Below are 15678 nucleotides of genomic sequence, written 5' to 3'. Positions count from 1 at the left end.
CAAGCCCTGCGGGCTTTTTTGTGTCTGCAATTTATCCCGCGAAGTCTGAACCTAACTAAATAAATCCGAACCTTTTAGACACCTCATAAAGCTTTATTGTTTTAAAGGTGCCTCAGACTTTGGAAATACGGTAATGGCAAGACAAACCTCCCTCCGCCAAAGAAATCCAATACGCGTGACCTAAGGTAGCGTACTACGTTCTCTATGATTGAGATGGTCTTAGGCTACTCATCAAATCCATCGATAGTAAATCTAGCAATTGACCTGCTCATCGTTGTAACAACGCGGACACCTTTTACTATTATCCTGGGCAGAAATACCCGAACGGCAACGTACAAAGCAGCTGAGGCCATTGCAAAATCCTTTGGCGCGGATGACGAAACTGCGATGAAAATCGGCCTGACTGTCGACATCGCTGTTCCACCAGGATTTGCATTTGGTATTGGTGCAACCCGGATAGCATCGGTGAGAGCGGGTCGCATCAAACTGATTGAGCATGAATCGATGACGGGTTTAAAACCCGGAGGGCATACGCTTTCCACACACGTTGGCAAAAGCGATGCAGAGTTGTTATCACGTTTTGAAACCAATAAGCGTTTAACGTTCTCTAACACCTTTACTAACCTGCAGATAGCAGAGGAAGCAATATCGAGAGCGCTTTTTGCTAATAGAGCCGTCATAAAGTCTGTTCTCTCAGGTGGCAAGAAAGGTGTCAGACTAACTATTCGTAATGCAGCAGGGAAAACTATTGGCTACGGCTTCAAACGAGGAGACAGCCAGCGGATTGCCATGACAAATGTGAGAGTGGTCATTGAATTTCAACAATTTAATGGAAAACCCTACTACATTCTTACCGCGTTCCCGTCTCTTTAAGGTGCAAAATGCAAAATTTCCATTTTCTTGATCAACTGATTTTCGGTTATTTCAATCAGGACGCCGACATCATTAATGATGGCGAAGACACAGTTGAAGGCATAGTCAGGCTCTTCAAAAAAACAGCCCCAGATTGGATGCTCAAAGATCTCATCGAAGAAGTCGATGATTTTATCTCCGCCTATGATGATGGCGTAGAGGAGGAGTTCAAGCGACGCTATGAGTTTGATTTCTCACCTGAGCTTTGGGACACCACCGCGCGTGAATTCCTGATAACAGTACGTCAAATCTCGCTAGAGAAATGAGAGGTAGGGTGATACTGAACCCATCCCCTGCTCATAATGCCACGCGTCTGGCTTTTCTTCAGTTATGCCCCATGTTCTTAATGCGTGAGTCCCCTGAAATGCGGTATAAAGCCGCATGAAAATTCCAAACCGAATCCAACCGCTGGTCGATGACGGCCTGATCGATAACGTGCTTCAGCGCTTGAAAAGCGGCAAAGAAGCTGACGTTTACACTGTCATGTGCGGCGGCAAAGTCCAGTGCGCTAAAGTCTACAAAGAAGCTTCTCAGCGCAGCTTTAAGCAGGCCGTGCAATACCAGGAGGGGCGCAAAGTTCGCAACTCCCGTAGCGCGCGTGCAATGCAAAAAGGCTCCAAATTCGGACGCAAGCAGCAAGAGGAAGTCTGGCATACTGCAGAAGTCGACGCGCTGTTCCGTCTGGCCAAAGCCGGCGTTCGCGTGCCTGAACCCTATATGTGCCTCGACGGCGTGTTGTTAATGGAGTTGGTCACTGATGCAGATGGCGCAGTAGCACCACGTCTGAGCGATGTGATTTTGTCGCAAGAAGAAGCTCTGACTGATTTCGCCACCATGATTCGCAATATCGTACGCATGTTGTGTGCCGGCATTGTGCATGGCGATCTGTCAGAGTTTAACGTGTTGCAAGATGAGCATGGCCCAGTGATCATCGACCTGCCTCAAGCGGTGGATGCTTCAGCAAACAACCACGCCGAATCAATGTTCGAGCGCGATGTGAATAATATCACCGAATATTACGGTCAGTTTGCCCCGCAGATTTTAGAAACGCGTTATGCGAAAGAGATCTGGCAGCTATTTGAAGACGGTAAGTTAACGCCTGAAACCGTTTTAACCGGTCTGTTTGTGGAAGAAGTTCATGCTGTAGATATGGATTCCCTGCTGGACGAAATCATCTCTGCTGAAGATGAGTATTACGATCGCCAGCGCGCGGCTAAAGAGCGGGATGAAGAATAGTTAACCCGACTAAATTTGCATCAAGGCTTTCGTCCGCGCATTGATATATGCACCTTGAAGAGTATCAAACCTCCAGTGTACATCTGCTGCGCGGCGTCACTTTACTTTACCTCTCATCGAGTATTTCCTCCCCTCCCACTAAACCCGATGATTCAATTAAGGTTATTCCTGGAGCCAATTCGGGCTGAGCGTGCCATTGTTAACTACGCTCATAACTCATAGAGCGATTGATGAGGGAATATTCATGAAAAAGACAATTATTGCTGTATCTGCCCTGCTGCTGGCTTCTTCGGCTTTTGCCGCCACTACACATGCTACTGACGAAACCGTCGCGAACGCACAAGCGGGCGCTGACACTGCGAAAGAGAAGCTGCATCAGGCGCAGCATCAAGGCGAAGAGCAGCAGCTGAAGGCCAAACATGCTGTCCAGGGTAAAAGCGACAGTACCAGCAGCAAAGTGAGCGAAGGCGCACAGAAAGGCTGGAACAAAACCAAAGAAGGCACTGAAAAAGGGTGGGATGCCACCAAAGAAGGTGCGAACAAAGGCTGGAATAAAACCAAAGAAGGTGCCAGCGATCTTAAGAAGAAAGTCACTGAATAATTTCTTCTGACGGAACTCCGAAAGGCCGCGATTGCGGCCTTTTTCGTTTTTGCCGCTTTGCGTCCGGCTCGATATCGACTTACACTTCGCTCAACACTCATTAACCATTTTTTCTTATGTCTGACACCTTCAAACGCCAGCCCTTGCCTTTACCCAACGGTCACAACAAAGTGCTGTTGCACTCCTGCTGCGCCCCTTGCTCGGGTGAGGTGATGGAAGCGATGCTGGCTTCCGGAATCGATTACACCATCTTCTTTTACAACCCAAACATTCATCCGCTGAAAGAGTACGAGCTGCGCAAAGAAGAAAATATCCGCTTTGCTGAGCAGTTCGGTGTGCCTTTCGTGGATGCCGATTACGATAAAGATAACTGGTTTGATCGGGCACGCGGCATGGAGTGGGAACCGGAGCGTGGCGTACGCTGCACCATGTGTTTCGACATGCGCTTTGAACGCACTGCGCTGTATGCGCATGAAAATGGCTTCCCGGTGATCACCAGTTCGCTGGGCATTTCGCGCTGGAAGGACATGAAGCAGATAAATGACTGCGGCGTGCGTGCAGCAGCGCACTATCCTGACATGCTGTATTGGGAGTTTAACTGGCGTAAAGGCGGTGGATCATCACGCATGATCGAGATCAGCAAGCGCGAGCGTTTCTATCAGCAGGAGTACTGCGGCTGCATCTACTCGCTGCGCGACAGCAATCGCCATCGCGTGGCCAGCGGGCGCGAACGCATTGAAATTGGTGTGCAGTACTACCAGCCCGACGAATAAACAATTAGCCTGCTGGCATCGGTTAGCAGGCGCTTACTCTCACCAGGCTAATTGCCTGCCGCTGTAATCGACGTAATGATGTCCGCCCTGCCCGGCAAAACGGTTCAGTTGCGTCACTATTCCCTGAGCACTTTCCACCGCAGTAATATCCGCATCATCACCGCCCATATCGGTTTTCACCCAGCCCGGATGCAGTGACAGCAAGGTTGTTCCACGCTGCTCCATCTGCTGAAGCAGCGCACGGCTCAGCATATTCAGCGCCACCTTACTGGCAGAGTAATACGGACGAATCGCCTCGGCATTCTCCGTCAGGCTGCCCAGACGAGATGTGGTGATGCCAAGCACACCCTGTTTTTCCGTCAGCAACGGCAACAGACCTTCCGCCATGCGCACGGGCGCAACGCTATTGGTCATAAACAGTTGCATCAATTCATCATCGGAAGTGGCGATCAATTCCATTGAATCCGGGCCGAGAATCCCGGCATTGATCAGCGCGCGATCAAACTGCTCGCCTTTGAGTTGCTGAAGTAATTGCTCACGCTGTGTGGCAATAGTGATATCCAGTGGCAGCCAGCGCAGTTTTTCATGCTGATAGGAAACGGCAGTGCTGCGATAAGTCGCCGTAACGTCCCAGCCATCGGCCAGCAGTTGCTGCACCACCGCCAGTCCAATCCCCTTTGAAGCACCGATAATTAACGCGCGTTTTGTTTGGCTCATTTGTCCCTTCCCGCAGTTAAAAGGCAAAAAGGGCAGGATAACCTGCCCTTGGTTTGACTAACGAAACACCAACGTTAGCACAACAATCACCACCATCATGATTAGCAGATGGCACACCACCTTATTAAGATTCCGATTCCGCATAGCGCCTCCATGGAGTTAGAACCACTGGCCGAAGCGTTTGATGTAGAGCATTTTCATGCCCTGTGCGACCACGCAGTAACCTAACAAGGTCGCGACCAGCCATGGGAAGTAAGCCCAGGGCAACGGGGTCAATCCCACCATGTGTCCCAACGGGGAGAATGGCAGCAGAATGCCTGCAATCATCACACACGCCGTAGTCAGCAGCACCGGCAGTGCAGCACGGCTCTGGATGAACGGGATTTTCTGGGTGCGCAGCATATGCACCACCAGCGTCTGCGACAGCAATCCTTCTACAAACCAACCGGACTGGAACAGTGACTGCATTTCCGGCGTGTTGGCGGCAAACACGTACCACATCACAGCAAAAGTCGTGATATCAAAGATTGATGATGTAGGCCCAATCCACAGCATAAAGCGTTTGATATTACGCGCGTCCCATTTGCGCGGTTTGCGCAGGAACTCACGGTCCATTTTGTCCCATGGCAGCGCCAGTTGAGACAGGTCATACATCAGGTTCTGAATCAGCAAATGAATCGCCAGCATTGGCAGGAACGGAATAAAGGCGCTCGCCACCAGTACAGAGAACACGTTGCCAAAGTTGGAACTGGCGGTCATGTTGAGATACTTGATGATGTTGCCGAAGGTTTCGCGTCCTTTCATCACCCCCTCTTCCAGCACCATCAGATCTTTTTCCAGCAAGATGATGTCAGAAGACTCTTTCGCGATATCTGCTGCGCTATCCACTGAAATCCCGACATCGGCATCACGCAGGGCTGGCGCATCATTAATCCCATCGCCGAGGAAACCGACGGTGTGTCCTTGCTGCTGCAATGCACGCAAGATGCGAGATTTCTGCAGCGGCGTCAGTTTGGCAAACACCGCGCTGTGCGCTGCCGCCTCTGCCAGTTGCTCATCGCTCATCATCGCGATCTGATCGCCAGTCACGATATCGCCACTGTCGATACCAACTTGCTGGCAAATACGTGCGGTGACCACCGGGTTGTCGCCGGTCAGCACTTTGACGCTGACGCCGTTTTCACGCAGCGCGTTAATGGCTTTGGCGGCACTCTCTTTAGGTGGATCGAGGAAAGTGAGCAACCCTTCCACGGTTAACCCTTGTTCATCCGCCACACTCAATGCCTGCTGCAAGCCCGGCTCTTCCAGTACACGACTCGCCACCAGCAATACACGGAAACCTTGCTCGTTGTACTGGTGTGCCAGAGCTAACAATTCTGCACGGCGTTTTTCATCCAGCGGCTGAACCAGTTTTCCTTCACGCTCAGCCGTAGCGATGCTCAGCATCTCTTCTACCGCGCCTTTACAGATCAGCATCTGTTGATTCAGACGACGATCGCGCACCACAACAGAAACGCGGCGACGCACAAAATCAAACGGCAACTCATCCACTTTGGCGTAATAGTCGCCCATGTCCGCCGTTACACGATCCTTGCCGTAGCGCAGAATCGCACGATCCATCAGATTCGGCGTGCTGCTCTGATATTGGCTGTTGAGCCAGCTCAGCATCAGTACGCGAGAGTTTTCCACCCCGGCGCAATCCAGATGATGCTCAAGAATGATATTGTCCTGGGTCAGCGTGCCGGTTTTATCGGTACACAGGATGTCCATTGCGCCGAGGTTCTGAATCGCGTTCAGCCGTTTCACAATCACTTTGCGGCGTGACATGGCAATCGCACCTTTCGCCAGATTCGAGCTGACAATCATCGGCAGCATTTCCGGCGTCAGACCGACCGCTACCGCCAGCGCAAACAGCGAGGCATCCAGCCAGTCGCCTTTGGTTAGCCCGTTAATCAGCAGAACCACCGGTACCATCACCAGCATGAAGCGGATCAGCAGCCAGCTGACGCTGTTCACACCGCGATCAAAAGCAGTTTGCGAGCGATTACCGACAATCGATTTCGCCAGGCTGCCAAAGTAGGTTTCGCCGCCGGTTGCCACTACCACCGCTTTGGCGCTGCCGCTGGAGACGTTGGTGCCCATCAGACACACGCTACCGAGTTCCAGCAGTGAAGCCCCGTGATCGCTCGCTCCCGCGCCTTTGCTGGTGACGTGGCCCGTGACGTCATATTTCTCCACCGGCAGTGATTCACCGGTCAGGATCGCCTGGCTGATAAACAGGTCACGCGAATCCAGCAAACGTACGTCGGCAGGCACCAGATCGCCAGCCGATAGATAGATAATGTCGCCGGGGACTAAAGTGGCAATATCCACTTCCTGTCTAGCCGGTGGTTGCTGGGCAGATTCCCGGCGCAGCACAGTGGCAGTCGTGCGCACCATGGATTTCAACGCCTGCGCGGCTTTATTGGTGCGGAACTCCTGCCAGAAGCGCAGCAAACCGCTGAGCGTTACCATCGTCACAATGATGATGACACCGGTCAGGTCGGTCTCCTCGCCTTTACGTAATGGCAGCAGGTAGTCAGTGAAAAAACTCACCGCTGCCAGCGCCATTAATACGTAGATGAACGGGTTATTGAATGCCTGGATCAGCTGAATCAGCGCGTGCGGCGCTTTATCATGCGCCACCTGATTGCGGCCATAGACTTCCAGACGCGCTTCGGCTTCGCGTTCGCTCAGGCCCAGCGCATCACTGCGCAGGCGAACCAGGGTTTCATCGGCGGTGAAACCGGCTTCATCTTCAATCAGATAGCGCGGCGTTTTCTGACGCTGCGGGCGGGCGTTGCTCCAGGATTTTTTTTCCTGGTTGAGTTTCATGTCAGTCATGATGACATTCCTCTATTTTTTACGGCAATAACAGTCCCTGTGCATGGAGCACATAGTTCGGGATAAATTAAATTAACGACGCTGCGTTAGATGATTAAAAATAACCTATCGGGAATTTCCATATAACCTCCCGTAAATAAAAGACGAAGAAATTCGCTCGTTAAAATAACGAGAAATAGCGATGACGATGTCAATGATGCCGCTGAGAGCGATCTTCAGTCAGTCCAGATTTGCCAGTTAGCCTGAGCACGGACGTGCCAAAACGCGCTAAAACAGCGGTTAATTATGCACGCTGAAAATCAGCGCGCGCATCGAGGTGGAGGAAAAAGTGCGTTTAAAATCATGTGCATGATGAAATCCCCACGGGCATCAACCCGCTACTGTCGTTTTAAGGGGAACAATCATCAGAGAGAAGAGAGGATTGCTGCCCGCCGTGTTGGCAAGCAGCGACAAAAGAATTCGCGCGTCAGCTTGCCTTGTGTTGCCATCTAAAAGGGTGACTGTCCAACTGAATTCTCCTGTTTGAAGTTGGCGCCATTATATTCCTGAAGACTTCGAAGTAAAGTTAATTATTTCCGTTCAGCAATGAGTTTAAATTCCGTTGTGATTTGGTTGATGAAAGGACAAAAATTAGCGAGTCTGTAGCACTGCGCGGCACGATAACAATAACGGCATATTTAACAGGCTTATAACCAATCCGTCGCGCTTAGAACCGTAAAGCATATGTATAGCCATAAATTGACTATTCTTCATTACGGCGCTCTCGTAAACTCGCGTTACTTTTTTAAGGCAAGGAAACAACATGAAAAAAATCATTCCCTCACTGCTGGCGTTATCGCTGGTAGCCGCCTTCTCTGCTCAGGCCGCAACACCAAAAGATACGCTGGTGATTGCGCAGTCGACTGATGATGCTGATAGCTTCGATCCGGCACAGGGCTTTGAACTCACCACAGTGCAAGCATTCACTAACATCTATCAACGTCTGGTTCAGTCGGATCCGACCAATCCCACCGATCTGAAGCCAACGCTGGCCACCTCCTGGACGCCAGGCAGTGACAATCGCAGCCTGACCTTTGAACTGCGCGAAGGCGCGCAATTCGCCAGTGGTAATCCGCTGCGTCCGGAAGATGTGATCTTCTCGCTGGGTCGCGTGGTGAAACTTAACCTCGACCCTTCCTTTATTCTGACGCAGCTCGGCTGGAATAAAGACAACGTCGATACCTTCCTGAAAAAAGTCGATGACAACCATGTGCAGATCAGCTGGAGCGCCAACGTCAGCCCGGCTTATGTGCTTAGCCTGCTGTCTGCACCGGTCTCTTCGATTGTGGATGAGAAAACTGCACAGGCGAATGCCAAAAACGGTGACTTCGGTCATGCCTGGTTAGGCACCCACTCCGCGGGTAGCGGCCCGTATCAGATTCGTAAAGTGGTGCTGCATGAAGTGGTATTGCTGACCGCCAACCCGACCTCACCGGCGGGCGCACCGAAGCTGAAGAACATCCTGATCAAGAACGTGCCGGAACCTGCTGCGCGTCGTCTGCTGCTGGAACAGGGCGATGTGGATATTGCTCGTAACCTCGGCGCAGACCAAATTGCGGCGCTGAAAGGCAAAACGGGCGTGAAGACCGAAGCGATTCCGATGGCCTCGCTCTACTACATTCAGTTCAACGTCGGTGAGAATCCAGTGTTGAAGAACCCGGCACTGTGGGAAGCGGCGCGTTACCTGTTCGACTACAAAGGTATTGCTAACGACCTGCTGAAAGGCCAGTTCGAAGTACATCAGACCTTCCTGCCTAAAGGTTTCCTCGGTGCGTTGAATGACACGCCGTACACCTACGATCCGGAAAAAGCCAAAGCGATTCTGAAGAAAGCAGGTTTAACCAACGTCAGCTTTAAGCTCTCTACCAGCAATCAACCGCCGTACCTCGACATTGCGCAGGCATTACAGGGCAGCTTTGCCAAAGGTGGCGTGAAAGTCGAAGTGCAGCCGGGCCTGAGTTCTGAAGTCTCTACTCGCGTGAAAGCGCATCAGTACGAAGCGACACTGAACGCCTGGGGTGCGGATTATTTCGATCCGAATACCAATGCCGCCTCGTTCGCCTATAACCCGGAAGATGGCAGCAAAACCATTGCTTACCGCTCTGACTGGCACATTCCAGAGCTGAGTAAACAAACGCTGGCCGCCACCGCCGAAGCTGACAGCAATAAACGCGTTGAGCTGTATCAGGCGATGCAGCGTGAAGTGCTGAAGAACTCGCCCTACGTGATCGGCTTGCAAGCGCGCAACCTGATTGCATTGCGCGATAACCTGAAAGGCTATGTGCAGGGGATTAACCCTGACATGGTGTATTACTCGCAGGTTTCTAAGTAATGGCAGTGTCTGCTTCACAGGCCGGGTTCGCCCGGCCGCTCTGGCAACGTTTCAGCCGCCTGGTCACCAGCCTGTTATCGCTGCTGGTGACGCTAATCGGTTTGTTAGCGTTCACTTTCATGCTGTCGCACCTGTCGCCGGTTGATCCGGTTCAACAGATCGCCGGCGATCACGCCAGCGAGGCGACTTACGCACAGGTGCGCCACGATCTCGGCCTCGACCAGCCGGTGCTGGTACAGTTCTGGCGTTATATCAGCCATCTGGCGCAGGGCAATTTAGGACTCTCGCATCTGACCAATCAGCCTGTCAGCACGGATCTGATGCGCACCTTCCCCGCCACCATTGAACTCGCCACCTGTGCGATGATCTTTGCGGCGGTATTTGGCATCACTTTAGCCTTGCTGGCCGCGTGGAAGCCGGGCAGCGTGATCGATAACGTAGCGCGCTTTATCTCGCTGCTCGGCTATTCCGTTCCGGTATTCTGGCTGGGTCTGCTGGGTCTGCTGCTGTTTTACGCGGTGTTGCATTGGTCTGCCGGGCCGGGACAGTTGGATGATATCTGGATCTACACGCTGGAGCCGAAAACCGGCTTTGTGCTGATTGATAGCTGGCTGTCTGGCGATCCCGAGATGTTCCGCAATGCGATTGCCCACCTGTGGCTGCCGGTGGTGATTCTTGGCTTACTGGCGATGGCCGGTATTACACGCTTATTGCGTGCCGCGCTGTTAGAAGAGAGCAGCAAAGAGTATGTGATTCTGGCGCGCGCCAAAGGCGCAGGGCGGACTCGCATCTTGCTGCGACACATCTTCCCCAACGTGCTGGGGACGTTGATCACGGTCATCGCCCTCTCCTACGCCACCCTGCTGGAAGGTTCGGTGTTAACCGAAACCGTCTTCGCCTGGCCCGGTGTCGGACGCTACATGACCAACGCGCTGTTTTCCTCTGATACACCAGCGATTCTCGGCTCGACCCTGCTGATTGGCAGCTGCTTTATTCTGCTTAATGCCGTGGCCGATGCCCTCACCTGGTTAACCGATCCGAGAACCCGATGACTCAACAACTCTCTGAACTGGAGACAGTTCGTCCACGCCGCCGCCGTGCGCGCGTGACTTCACTGACCATCGGTCTGACGCTGGTGGTGATTGTGGTGGCGATGGCGCTGTTTGCTCCGCTGCTGGCACCGTTTGATCCTAACGCCCAGGTGATTGCCCAGCGTTTGCAGGCCCCTTCCGCGCTGCATTGGTTTGGCACCGATGGCTTTGGCCGCGATTTGCTGTCACGCGTGATCTACGGTGCGCGTCCTACGCTGCTGCTGGTGTCACTGATTCTGGTACTGACCATTCCGGTGGGCCTGCTGGTCGGGATTACTGCCGGCTATGTGGGCGGCTGGGCCGAACGCGTGCTGATGCGCATAACGGATATCTTCCTGTCGCTGCCGAATCTGGTGATTGCTTTGGCGCTGGTGGCGATGCTCGGTCCAGGATTGATGAACGGTGCGCTGGCGCTGGCATTAACCAGCTGGCCGCCATTTGCCCGTCAGGCGCGTGCGGAAACCCTGGCACTGCGCCGTAGTGATTATCTGGCTGCCGCACGCATGCAGGGCATTACCGGTTTGCGTTTGATGTTCGGGCACATTTTACCGCTGTGTTTGCCCACCGCAGTAGTGCGTGCGGCGCTGAGCCTCGGCGGCATCATTCTCTCCGCTGCGGGCCTCGGCTTCCTGGGCATGGGCGTGCAACCGCCAACCGCCGAATGGGGTTCGATGGTGGCGGAAGGCAGTAAAGTGATTTTCGACCAATGGTGGGTGGCTGCCGCCCCCGGCGGTGCGATTCTGTTCGCCAGTCTGGCGTTTAATCTGACAGGCGATGGCCTGCGCGACCGACTGGATACCCGTCATGCCAAATGATCTGTTAATTGATGTGCAGGGGCTGACCATCCGCAGCGAAGATACGCTGTTAGTGGATAATATCGCCTTTCAAATTGGCCGTGAGCGCGTGGCGCTGGTGGGTGAATCCGGTTCGGGCAAATCACTGACGGCCCGCTCGCTGATGGGGCTGCTCTCTCCTTCATTGCACCTGCAGGCCGATCGCTTACAGGTGGTGGGTGCCGATGCGCTCAACCTGCGCGAACGTGACTGGATCGCCCTGCGCGGCGGCAAAGTCGCGATGGTGATGCAGGATCCAAAATACGCACTGAACCCCACCCGCACTATCGGCTGGCAGGTTGAAGAGCCGCTGGTGCTGCACCGCAAACTGAGCCGTGCCGAACGTAAAGAGAAAGTGTGCGAGATGCTGGATGCGGTCGGTCTGCCGGATCCCCGTCAGTTGATGAAGCGTTATCCGCATCAGCTTTCCGGCGGCATGGGGCAGCGTGTGATGCTGGCGATCGCATTGATCACCGATCCCGATCTGCTGATTGCCGATGAACCGACCTCGGCGCTTGATCATGCGATGCGCGATCAAGTGCTGGCACTGATTCGTCGTTTGGTGGAGCAGCGCAATATGGGCTTACTGCTGATCAGCCACGATCTGCAGCAGGTCTCTGAGCACTGCGATCGCGTGATGGTGATGTACAAAGGCAAATTGCTGGATACGTTGCCTGCGGCAGAGCTATCTAATGCGACTCATCCTTACACACGCACGCTATGGTCCTGTCGTCCGAGCAAAGCCACGCACGGTGAACGCTTGCCGGTGCTGGATCGTGCTGCGCTGGAGGCCAGCAATGATTGAGTTAAACAATCTGAGCGTGTCGCATAAGCAGGGCTACGAACTGCGCACCGTGGTGCATGACGTATCCTTGCAGGTGGCGGCGGGAGAATGTTTCGGTCTGGTGGGGCCATCGGGCTGCGGCAAGTCATCGCTGCTGTGGGTGATGGCAGGTTTGAACCCGTTCTGGAGCGGCAGCATGCAACTGGCCGGCACCGATGTGCAGCCAGGTAAAGCCTTTACCGGTCCGCTGCGTCGTGATGTGCAGATGGTGTTTCAGGATCCGTATGCCTCACTGCATCCACGCCATCGTCTGCGCCGCACCCTGGCCGAACCGTTGAAGATGTTGAAGCGCGATAATATCGACGACCGCATCAATCAGGGTTTTCGCCATGTAGGGCTGGATCCAGCGCTGGCGGATCGTTATCCGCATCAGCTGTCCGGCGGCCAGCGTCAGCGCGTGGCGATTGTGCGCGCCCTGCTGCTGGAGCCAAAGATCCTGTTATTGGATGAGCCAACCTCGGCGCTGGATATGTCAGTGCAGGCGGAGATCCTGAATCTGCTGAATGATTTGAAGCAGAATGACGGGTTGACCATGGTGCTGGTGAGTCACGATCCCGATGTGATCGATCATATGTGCGACCGCGCGGCGCATATGGCATTGGGTCGGATTGTCGGTTAACGCATTTTCACTCAACCGTTGCGGCGCGATTTTTCATCCGCATCTAAATCGATCATATCGCAAACAGATGCATGCTCCATCGTGCCGCCACGGACAGGCGTAAATTGATGCACCATTCAATTTACGCTAAATGTGATCTCTGCTTAATGCGCCATCGCCTGCAGCGTCTCGCTGCGAATCGACTCGGTCACTTCGGCCTTTAACGCCATAAATTCGGGTGAGGTTTTAATGGTGTAATCGCGCCCATTGTTGAAATTCACTGCCACCTCCTGCTTGATGCGGCCCGGCCGGGCGCTGAAAATCGCTACCTTGTTAGCCATGAAAATCGCTTCGTCGATATCGTGCGTCACGAACAGCACGGTTTTGCGCGACTGCTCCCACACCGACAGCAACAGCTCCTGCATCATCACGCGCGTCTGATTATCCAGTGCGCCAAACGGCTCATCCATCAACAGCACTTTGGGATCGTTGGCCAGCGCACGGGCGATCGCAGTACGTTGCTGCATGCCGCCCGAGAGCTGGCGCGGATAGTGCTGCGCAAAGCCGCGTAATCCCACCTGCTGGATGTAGTAGTCGCTGCGCTCTTTCTGCTGCGCTGCACTGATGCCACGCTCCTGCAGGCCAAAGCGGATGTTCTCCTCCACCGTCAGCCACGGAAACAACGTATAGCTTTGGAACACCATGCCGCGATCGGCACCCGGCCCTTCCACGCTTTTACCGTCCAGCCAGATTTCCCCGCGCGTGGGCGTATCCAGTCCGGCGATGATGCGCAGCAGCGTGGATTTACCGCAGCCTGAGGGACCGAGGATAGTGATGAAATCATTCTCCTCCACCTGATAGTGGATCGGCTGCAGCGCCTGGGTCTGTTCCCCTTTCGGTCCGGTAAAAATGCGTTCCACGCCGCGCACGTTGAGTTTGCTGTGTTTCATTACAGGGTGCTCCATGCAAACAAGCGCCGATTGAGCACTTTGAACAGATAGTCAGAGATCAAGCCAATGCAGCCGATCACAATAATGCCGAAAATGATCTGCCCGGTATTCAGCAATGCCTGACTGTCGACGATCATATGGCCGATGCCACTTTCCGATCCGATCAATTCGGCGACGATGACGTAAGTCCACGCCCAGCCGAGCACCAGGCGCAGCAGTTCAGCAATGCCCGGTGCCGCGCCGGGGATCAGCACGCGTCGTACGATCGAGCGGTTGCTGCAGCCCAGCGTGTAGGCCGCTTCCACCAGATCGCGACGGGCGCCGCTCACGGTGACCGCCACCATCAAGACGATTTGGAAGAAGGAGCCAATAAAGATCACCAGGATCTTCTGGGTTTCACCGATACCGGCCCACAGAATCAGCAACGGCACAAACGCCGAGGCCGGTAAATAACGGCAAAAGGAGACGAAGGGTTCAAGAAACGCTTCCCAGGTTTTGTAAGCGCCCATCATGATGCCCAGCGGCACACCTATCACGGCCGCCAGCAGGAAGCCCGACAGAACGCGCATCACCGTCATGCCGATATCCAGCGAGAAGTTGTACTCGGTGAACAGCACCACACCTTGCTGCAGCATGGTGAGAGGATCGGCGAGGAAAGTAGGCGACACCATGCCGCCCAGCGTTACCAGCGTCCATACCGCGATAAACAGCACAAAGAACGCCACGCCGAGCGCGACACGTAAGTGCAGCGAAATCGCTTTCAGCGGCACCATCAACGGATTGTGCCAGCGCTGCGGCGCCTCCGGCAGCGCTGCTGGCGGAGTCACGGGTTGGCTTTTACTCATCTCCATCTCCTTTCTCCTGCTTACTGCACAAAGCTGGCGTCGTACAGGCTTTTCACATCCGGCATTTTCTTGATCACCCCTGCACGCAGCAGCAGTTTGCCGGCTTCATCACTGAAGGTTTCAATTTCACCATTGAAGAATTTCTTGTTCTCTTCCGGCCCCTGCCAGCGCAAATAACTGGCCGACTCCGCAAACTCTTTGCCAGTGGATTTCACCGCTGCACCCATGATCTCGTTGGATTTATCCGGCTGCTGTTTGATCATCTCCAGCGCATCGTAATAGCTGGCCACCAGCGCTTTCGCGGCCTGAGGATGTTCTTTCAGGAACGTCGGCGTACAGCCGAGCGTGTCCATGACCATCGGATAATCCAGCGTGGTGGCGAGGATCTTACCTGCCTTAGGCTGGTTGCGGATCACCGAGAGATAAGGTTCATAGGTCACTGCCGCATCGTTTTGACCCGCAGCAAAAGATTGTGCCGCCGCCTGCGGTGCCATGGTCGCGAGACGCACGTCTTTCATCGTCATGCCGTTTTTGTCCAGCATCCACGCCAGCAGGAAATACGGTGAGGTGCCGGGCGCATCCACCGCGATGGTTTTGCCTTTCAAATCTTTGATGCTGGTGATGTCACTGCGGGCGGCGAGGCCATCGGCACCGTAAGATTTGTCCAGCTGAACGATCTGCTTAATCGGCACGCCTGCGGCGTTCCAGGAGATGTAGGTTTCTACCGTGGTCGCCGCGCACTGAATGGTGCCGGAAGCCACCGCCAGATGTCGGCTGCTCTGCGGGATCATCTTCACATCGACATCAAGGCCGTGCTTTTTGAAAATCCCAGCTTTATCGGCCAGCGTCAGTGGGGCAAATCCGGTCCAGCCGGAAATACCGATGGCGACTTTGGTGTCGGCCGCCTGTGCTCCTAAAGCACTGGCGCACAGGACTGCGGCGGTTAATGCACGAACAACGAGTTTCACTGGCTTGCCCATCTTCCACTCCTGATAAAGGTGATGAAAAACAACGGTTGTATAGT

At 54.1% G+C, this 15678-nt stretch carries 15 protein-coding genes; 10 read left to right on the top strand and 5 right to left on the bottom strand.

Features of this window, described 5'->3' with window-relative positions:
• The first annotated feature begins 204 nt into the window (after positions 1-204).
• The 5 genes from AC1MDE_RS23305 to AC1MDE_RS23285 all read left to right on the top strand — a co-directional run bounded on the left by AC1MDE_RS23305 (position 205) and on the right by AC1MDE_RS23285 (position 3522).
• On the top strand, positions 205-873 hold the full coding sequence (locus tag AC1MDE_RS23305; RefSeq protein WP_479399326.1) for an RNase A-like domain-containing protein: 669 nt from the start codon (positions 205-207) through the stop codon (positions 871-873).
• Positions 874-881: 8 nt separating this feature from the next.
• Positions 882-1178: a contact-dependent growth inhibition system immunity protein gene (locus tag AC1MDE_RS23300; protein ID WP_058959173.1), complete on the top strand. Its 297-nt coding sequence runs from the start codon at positions 882-884 to the stop codon at positions 1176-1178.
• 115 nt (positions 1179-1293) lie between these two features.
• Positions 1294-2148, top strand: coding sequence for a PA4780 family RIO1-like protein kinase (locus AC1MDE_RS23295; RefSeq protein ID WP_058959174.1), 855 nt, complete (start codon positions 1294-1296; stop codon positions 2146-2148).
• A gap of 244 nt (positions 2149-2392) precedes the next feature.
• Complete coding sequence (locus AC1MDE_RS23290) at positions 2393-2749, top strand: hypothetical protein (protein WP_480345126.1); 357 nt, start codon at positions 2393-2395, stop codon at positions 2747-2749.
• Positions 2750-2865: 116 nt separating this feature from the next.
• Positions 2866-3522, top strand: a complete 657-nt coding sequence (locus tag AC1MDE_RS23285) for an epoxyqueuosine reductase QueH (RefSeq protein ID WP_034825520.1) — start codon at positions 2866-2868, stop codon at positions 3520-3522.
• A 39-nt stretch (positions 3523-3561) separates the two neighbouring features.
• Here AC1MDE_RS23285 and AC1MDE_RS23280 read toward each other — a convergent pair whose 3' ends face one another.
• On the bottom strand, positions 3562-4239 hold the full coding sequence (locus tag AC1MDE_RS23280; protein ID WP_480345125.1) for an SDR family oxidoreductase: 678 nt from the start codon (positions 4237-4239) through the stop codon (positions 3562-3564).
• Between the two features lie 159 nt (positions 4240-4398).
• Positions 4399-7122, bottom strand: a complete 2724-nt coding sequence (gene mgtA / locus AC1MDE_RS23275) for a magnesium-translocating P-type ATPase (protein WP_479402474.1) — start codon at positions 7120-7122, stop codon at positions 4399-4401.
• Positions 7123-7924: 802 nt separating this feature from the next.
• On the opposite strand from mgtA, the gene AC1MDE_RS23270 reads away from it, so the two are divergent.
• The 5 genes from AC1MDE_RS23270 to AC1MDE_RS23250 are packed head-to-tail and all read left to right on the top strand — an operon-like array spanning position 7925 to position 12880.
• Positions 7925-9493, top strand: a complete 1569-nt coding sequence (locus tag AC1MDE_RS23270; RefSeq protein WP_058959176.1) for an ABC transporter substrate-binding protein — start codon at positions 7925-7927, stop codon at positions 9491-9493.
• Positions 9493-10545 carry an ABC transporter permease gene (locus tag AC1MDE_RS23265; RefSeq protein ID WP_058959177.1) on the top strand — a complete coding sequence of 351 codons (1053 nt, stop codon included), beginning with the start codon at positions 9493-9495 and terminating at the stop codon, positions 10543-10545. The genes AC1MDE_RS23270 and AC1MDE_RS23265 overlap by 1 nt, the downstream gene beginning before the upstream one ends.
• Positions 10542-11399, top strand: a complete 858-nt coding sequence (locus tag AC1MDE_RS23260) for an ABC transporter permease (protein ID WP_058959178.1) — start codon at positions 10542-10544, stop codon at positions 11397-11399. Before AC1MDE_RS23265 ends, AC1MDE_RS23260 begins: the two co-directional genes overlap by 4 nt.
• Entirely contained in the window at positions 11389-12222 is an 834-nt protein-coding gene (locus AC1MDE_RS23255; protein ID WP_283215431.1) for an ABC transporter ATP-binding protein, read from the top strand. Before AC1MDE_RS23260 ends, AC1MDE_RS23255 begins: the two co-directional genes overlap by 11 nt.
• Positions 12215-12880: an ABC transporter ATP-binding protein gene (locus AC1MDE_RS23250; RefSeq protein ID WP_034825502.1), complete on the top strand. Its 666-nt coding sequence runs from the start codon at positions 12215-12217 to the stop codon at positions 12878-12880. The genes AC1MDE_RS23255 and AC1MDE_RS23250 overlap by 8 nt, the downstream gene beginning before the upstream one ends.
• Before the next feature lie 143 nt (positions 12881-13023).
• Here AC1MDE_RS23250 and AC1MDE_RS23245 read toward each other — a convergent pair whose 3' ends face one another.
• The 3 genes from AC1MDE_RS23245 to AC1MDE_RS23235 are packed head-to-tail and all read right to left on the bottom strand — an operon-like array spanning position 13024 to position 15634.
• A complete protein-coding gene (locus AC1MDE_RS23245; protein WP_058959180.1) occupies positions 13024-13809 on the bottom strand; it encodes an ABC transporter ATP-binding protein in 786 nt (261 codons plus the stop codon).
• The gene (locus AC1MDE_RS23240; protein WP_480345124.1) at positions 13809-14654 is read right to left on the bottom strand and encodes an ABC transporter permease; all 846 of its coding nucleotides are present in this window, start codon (positions 14652-14654) and stop codon (positions 13809-13811) included. The genes AC1MDE_RS23245 and AC1MDE_RS23240 overlap by 1 nt, the downstream gene beginning before the upstream one ends.
• Positions 14655-14674: 20 nt before the next feature.
• Positions 14675-15634 carry an ABC transporter substrate-binding protein gene (locus AC1MDE_RS23235; RefSeq protein WP_058959181.1) on the bottom strand — a complete coding sequence of 320 codons (960 nt, stop codon included), beginning with the start codon at positions 15632-15634 and terminating at the stop codon, positions 14675-14677.
• Positions 15635-15678: the final 44 nt, after the last annotated feature.

The sequence above is a fragment of the Pantoea folii genome, from assembly GCF_056678875.1.
Note: the sequence above shows the minus strand (reverse complement) of the source record. Positions and strands in the feature narration are given on the sequence as shown.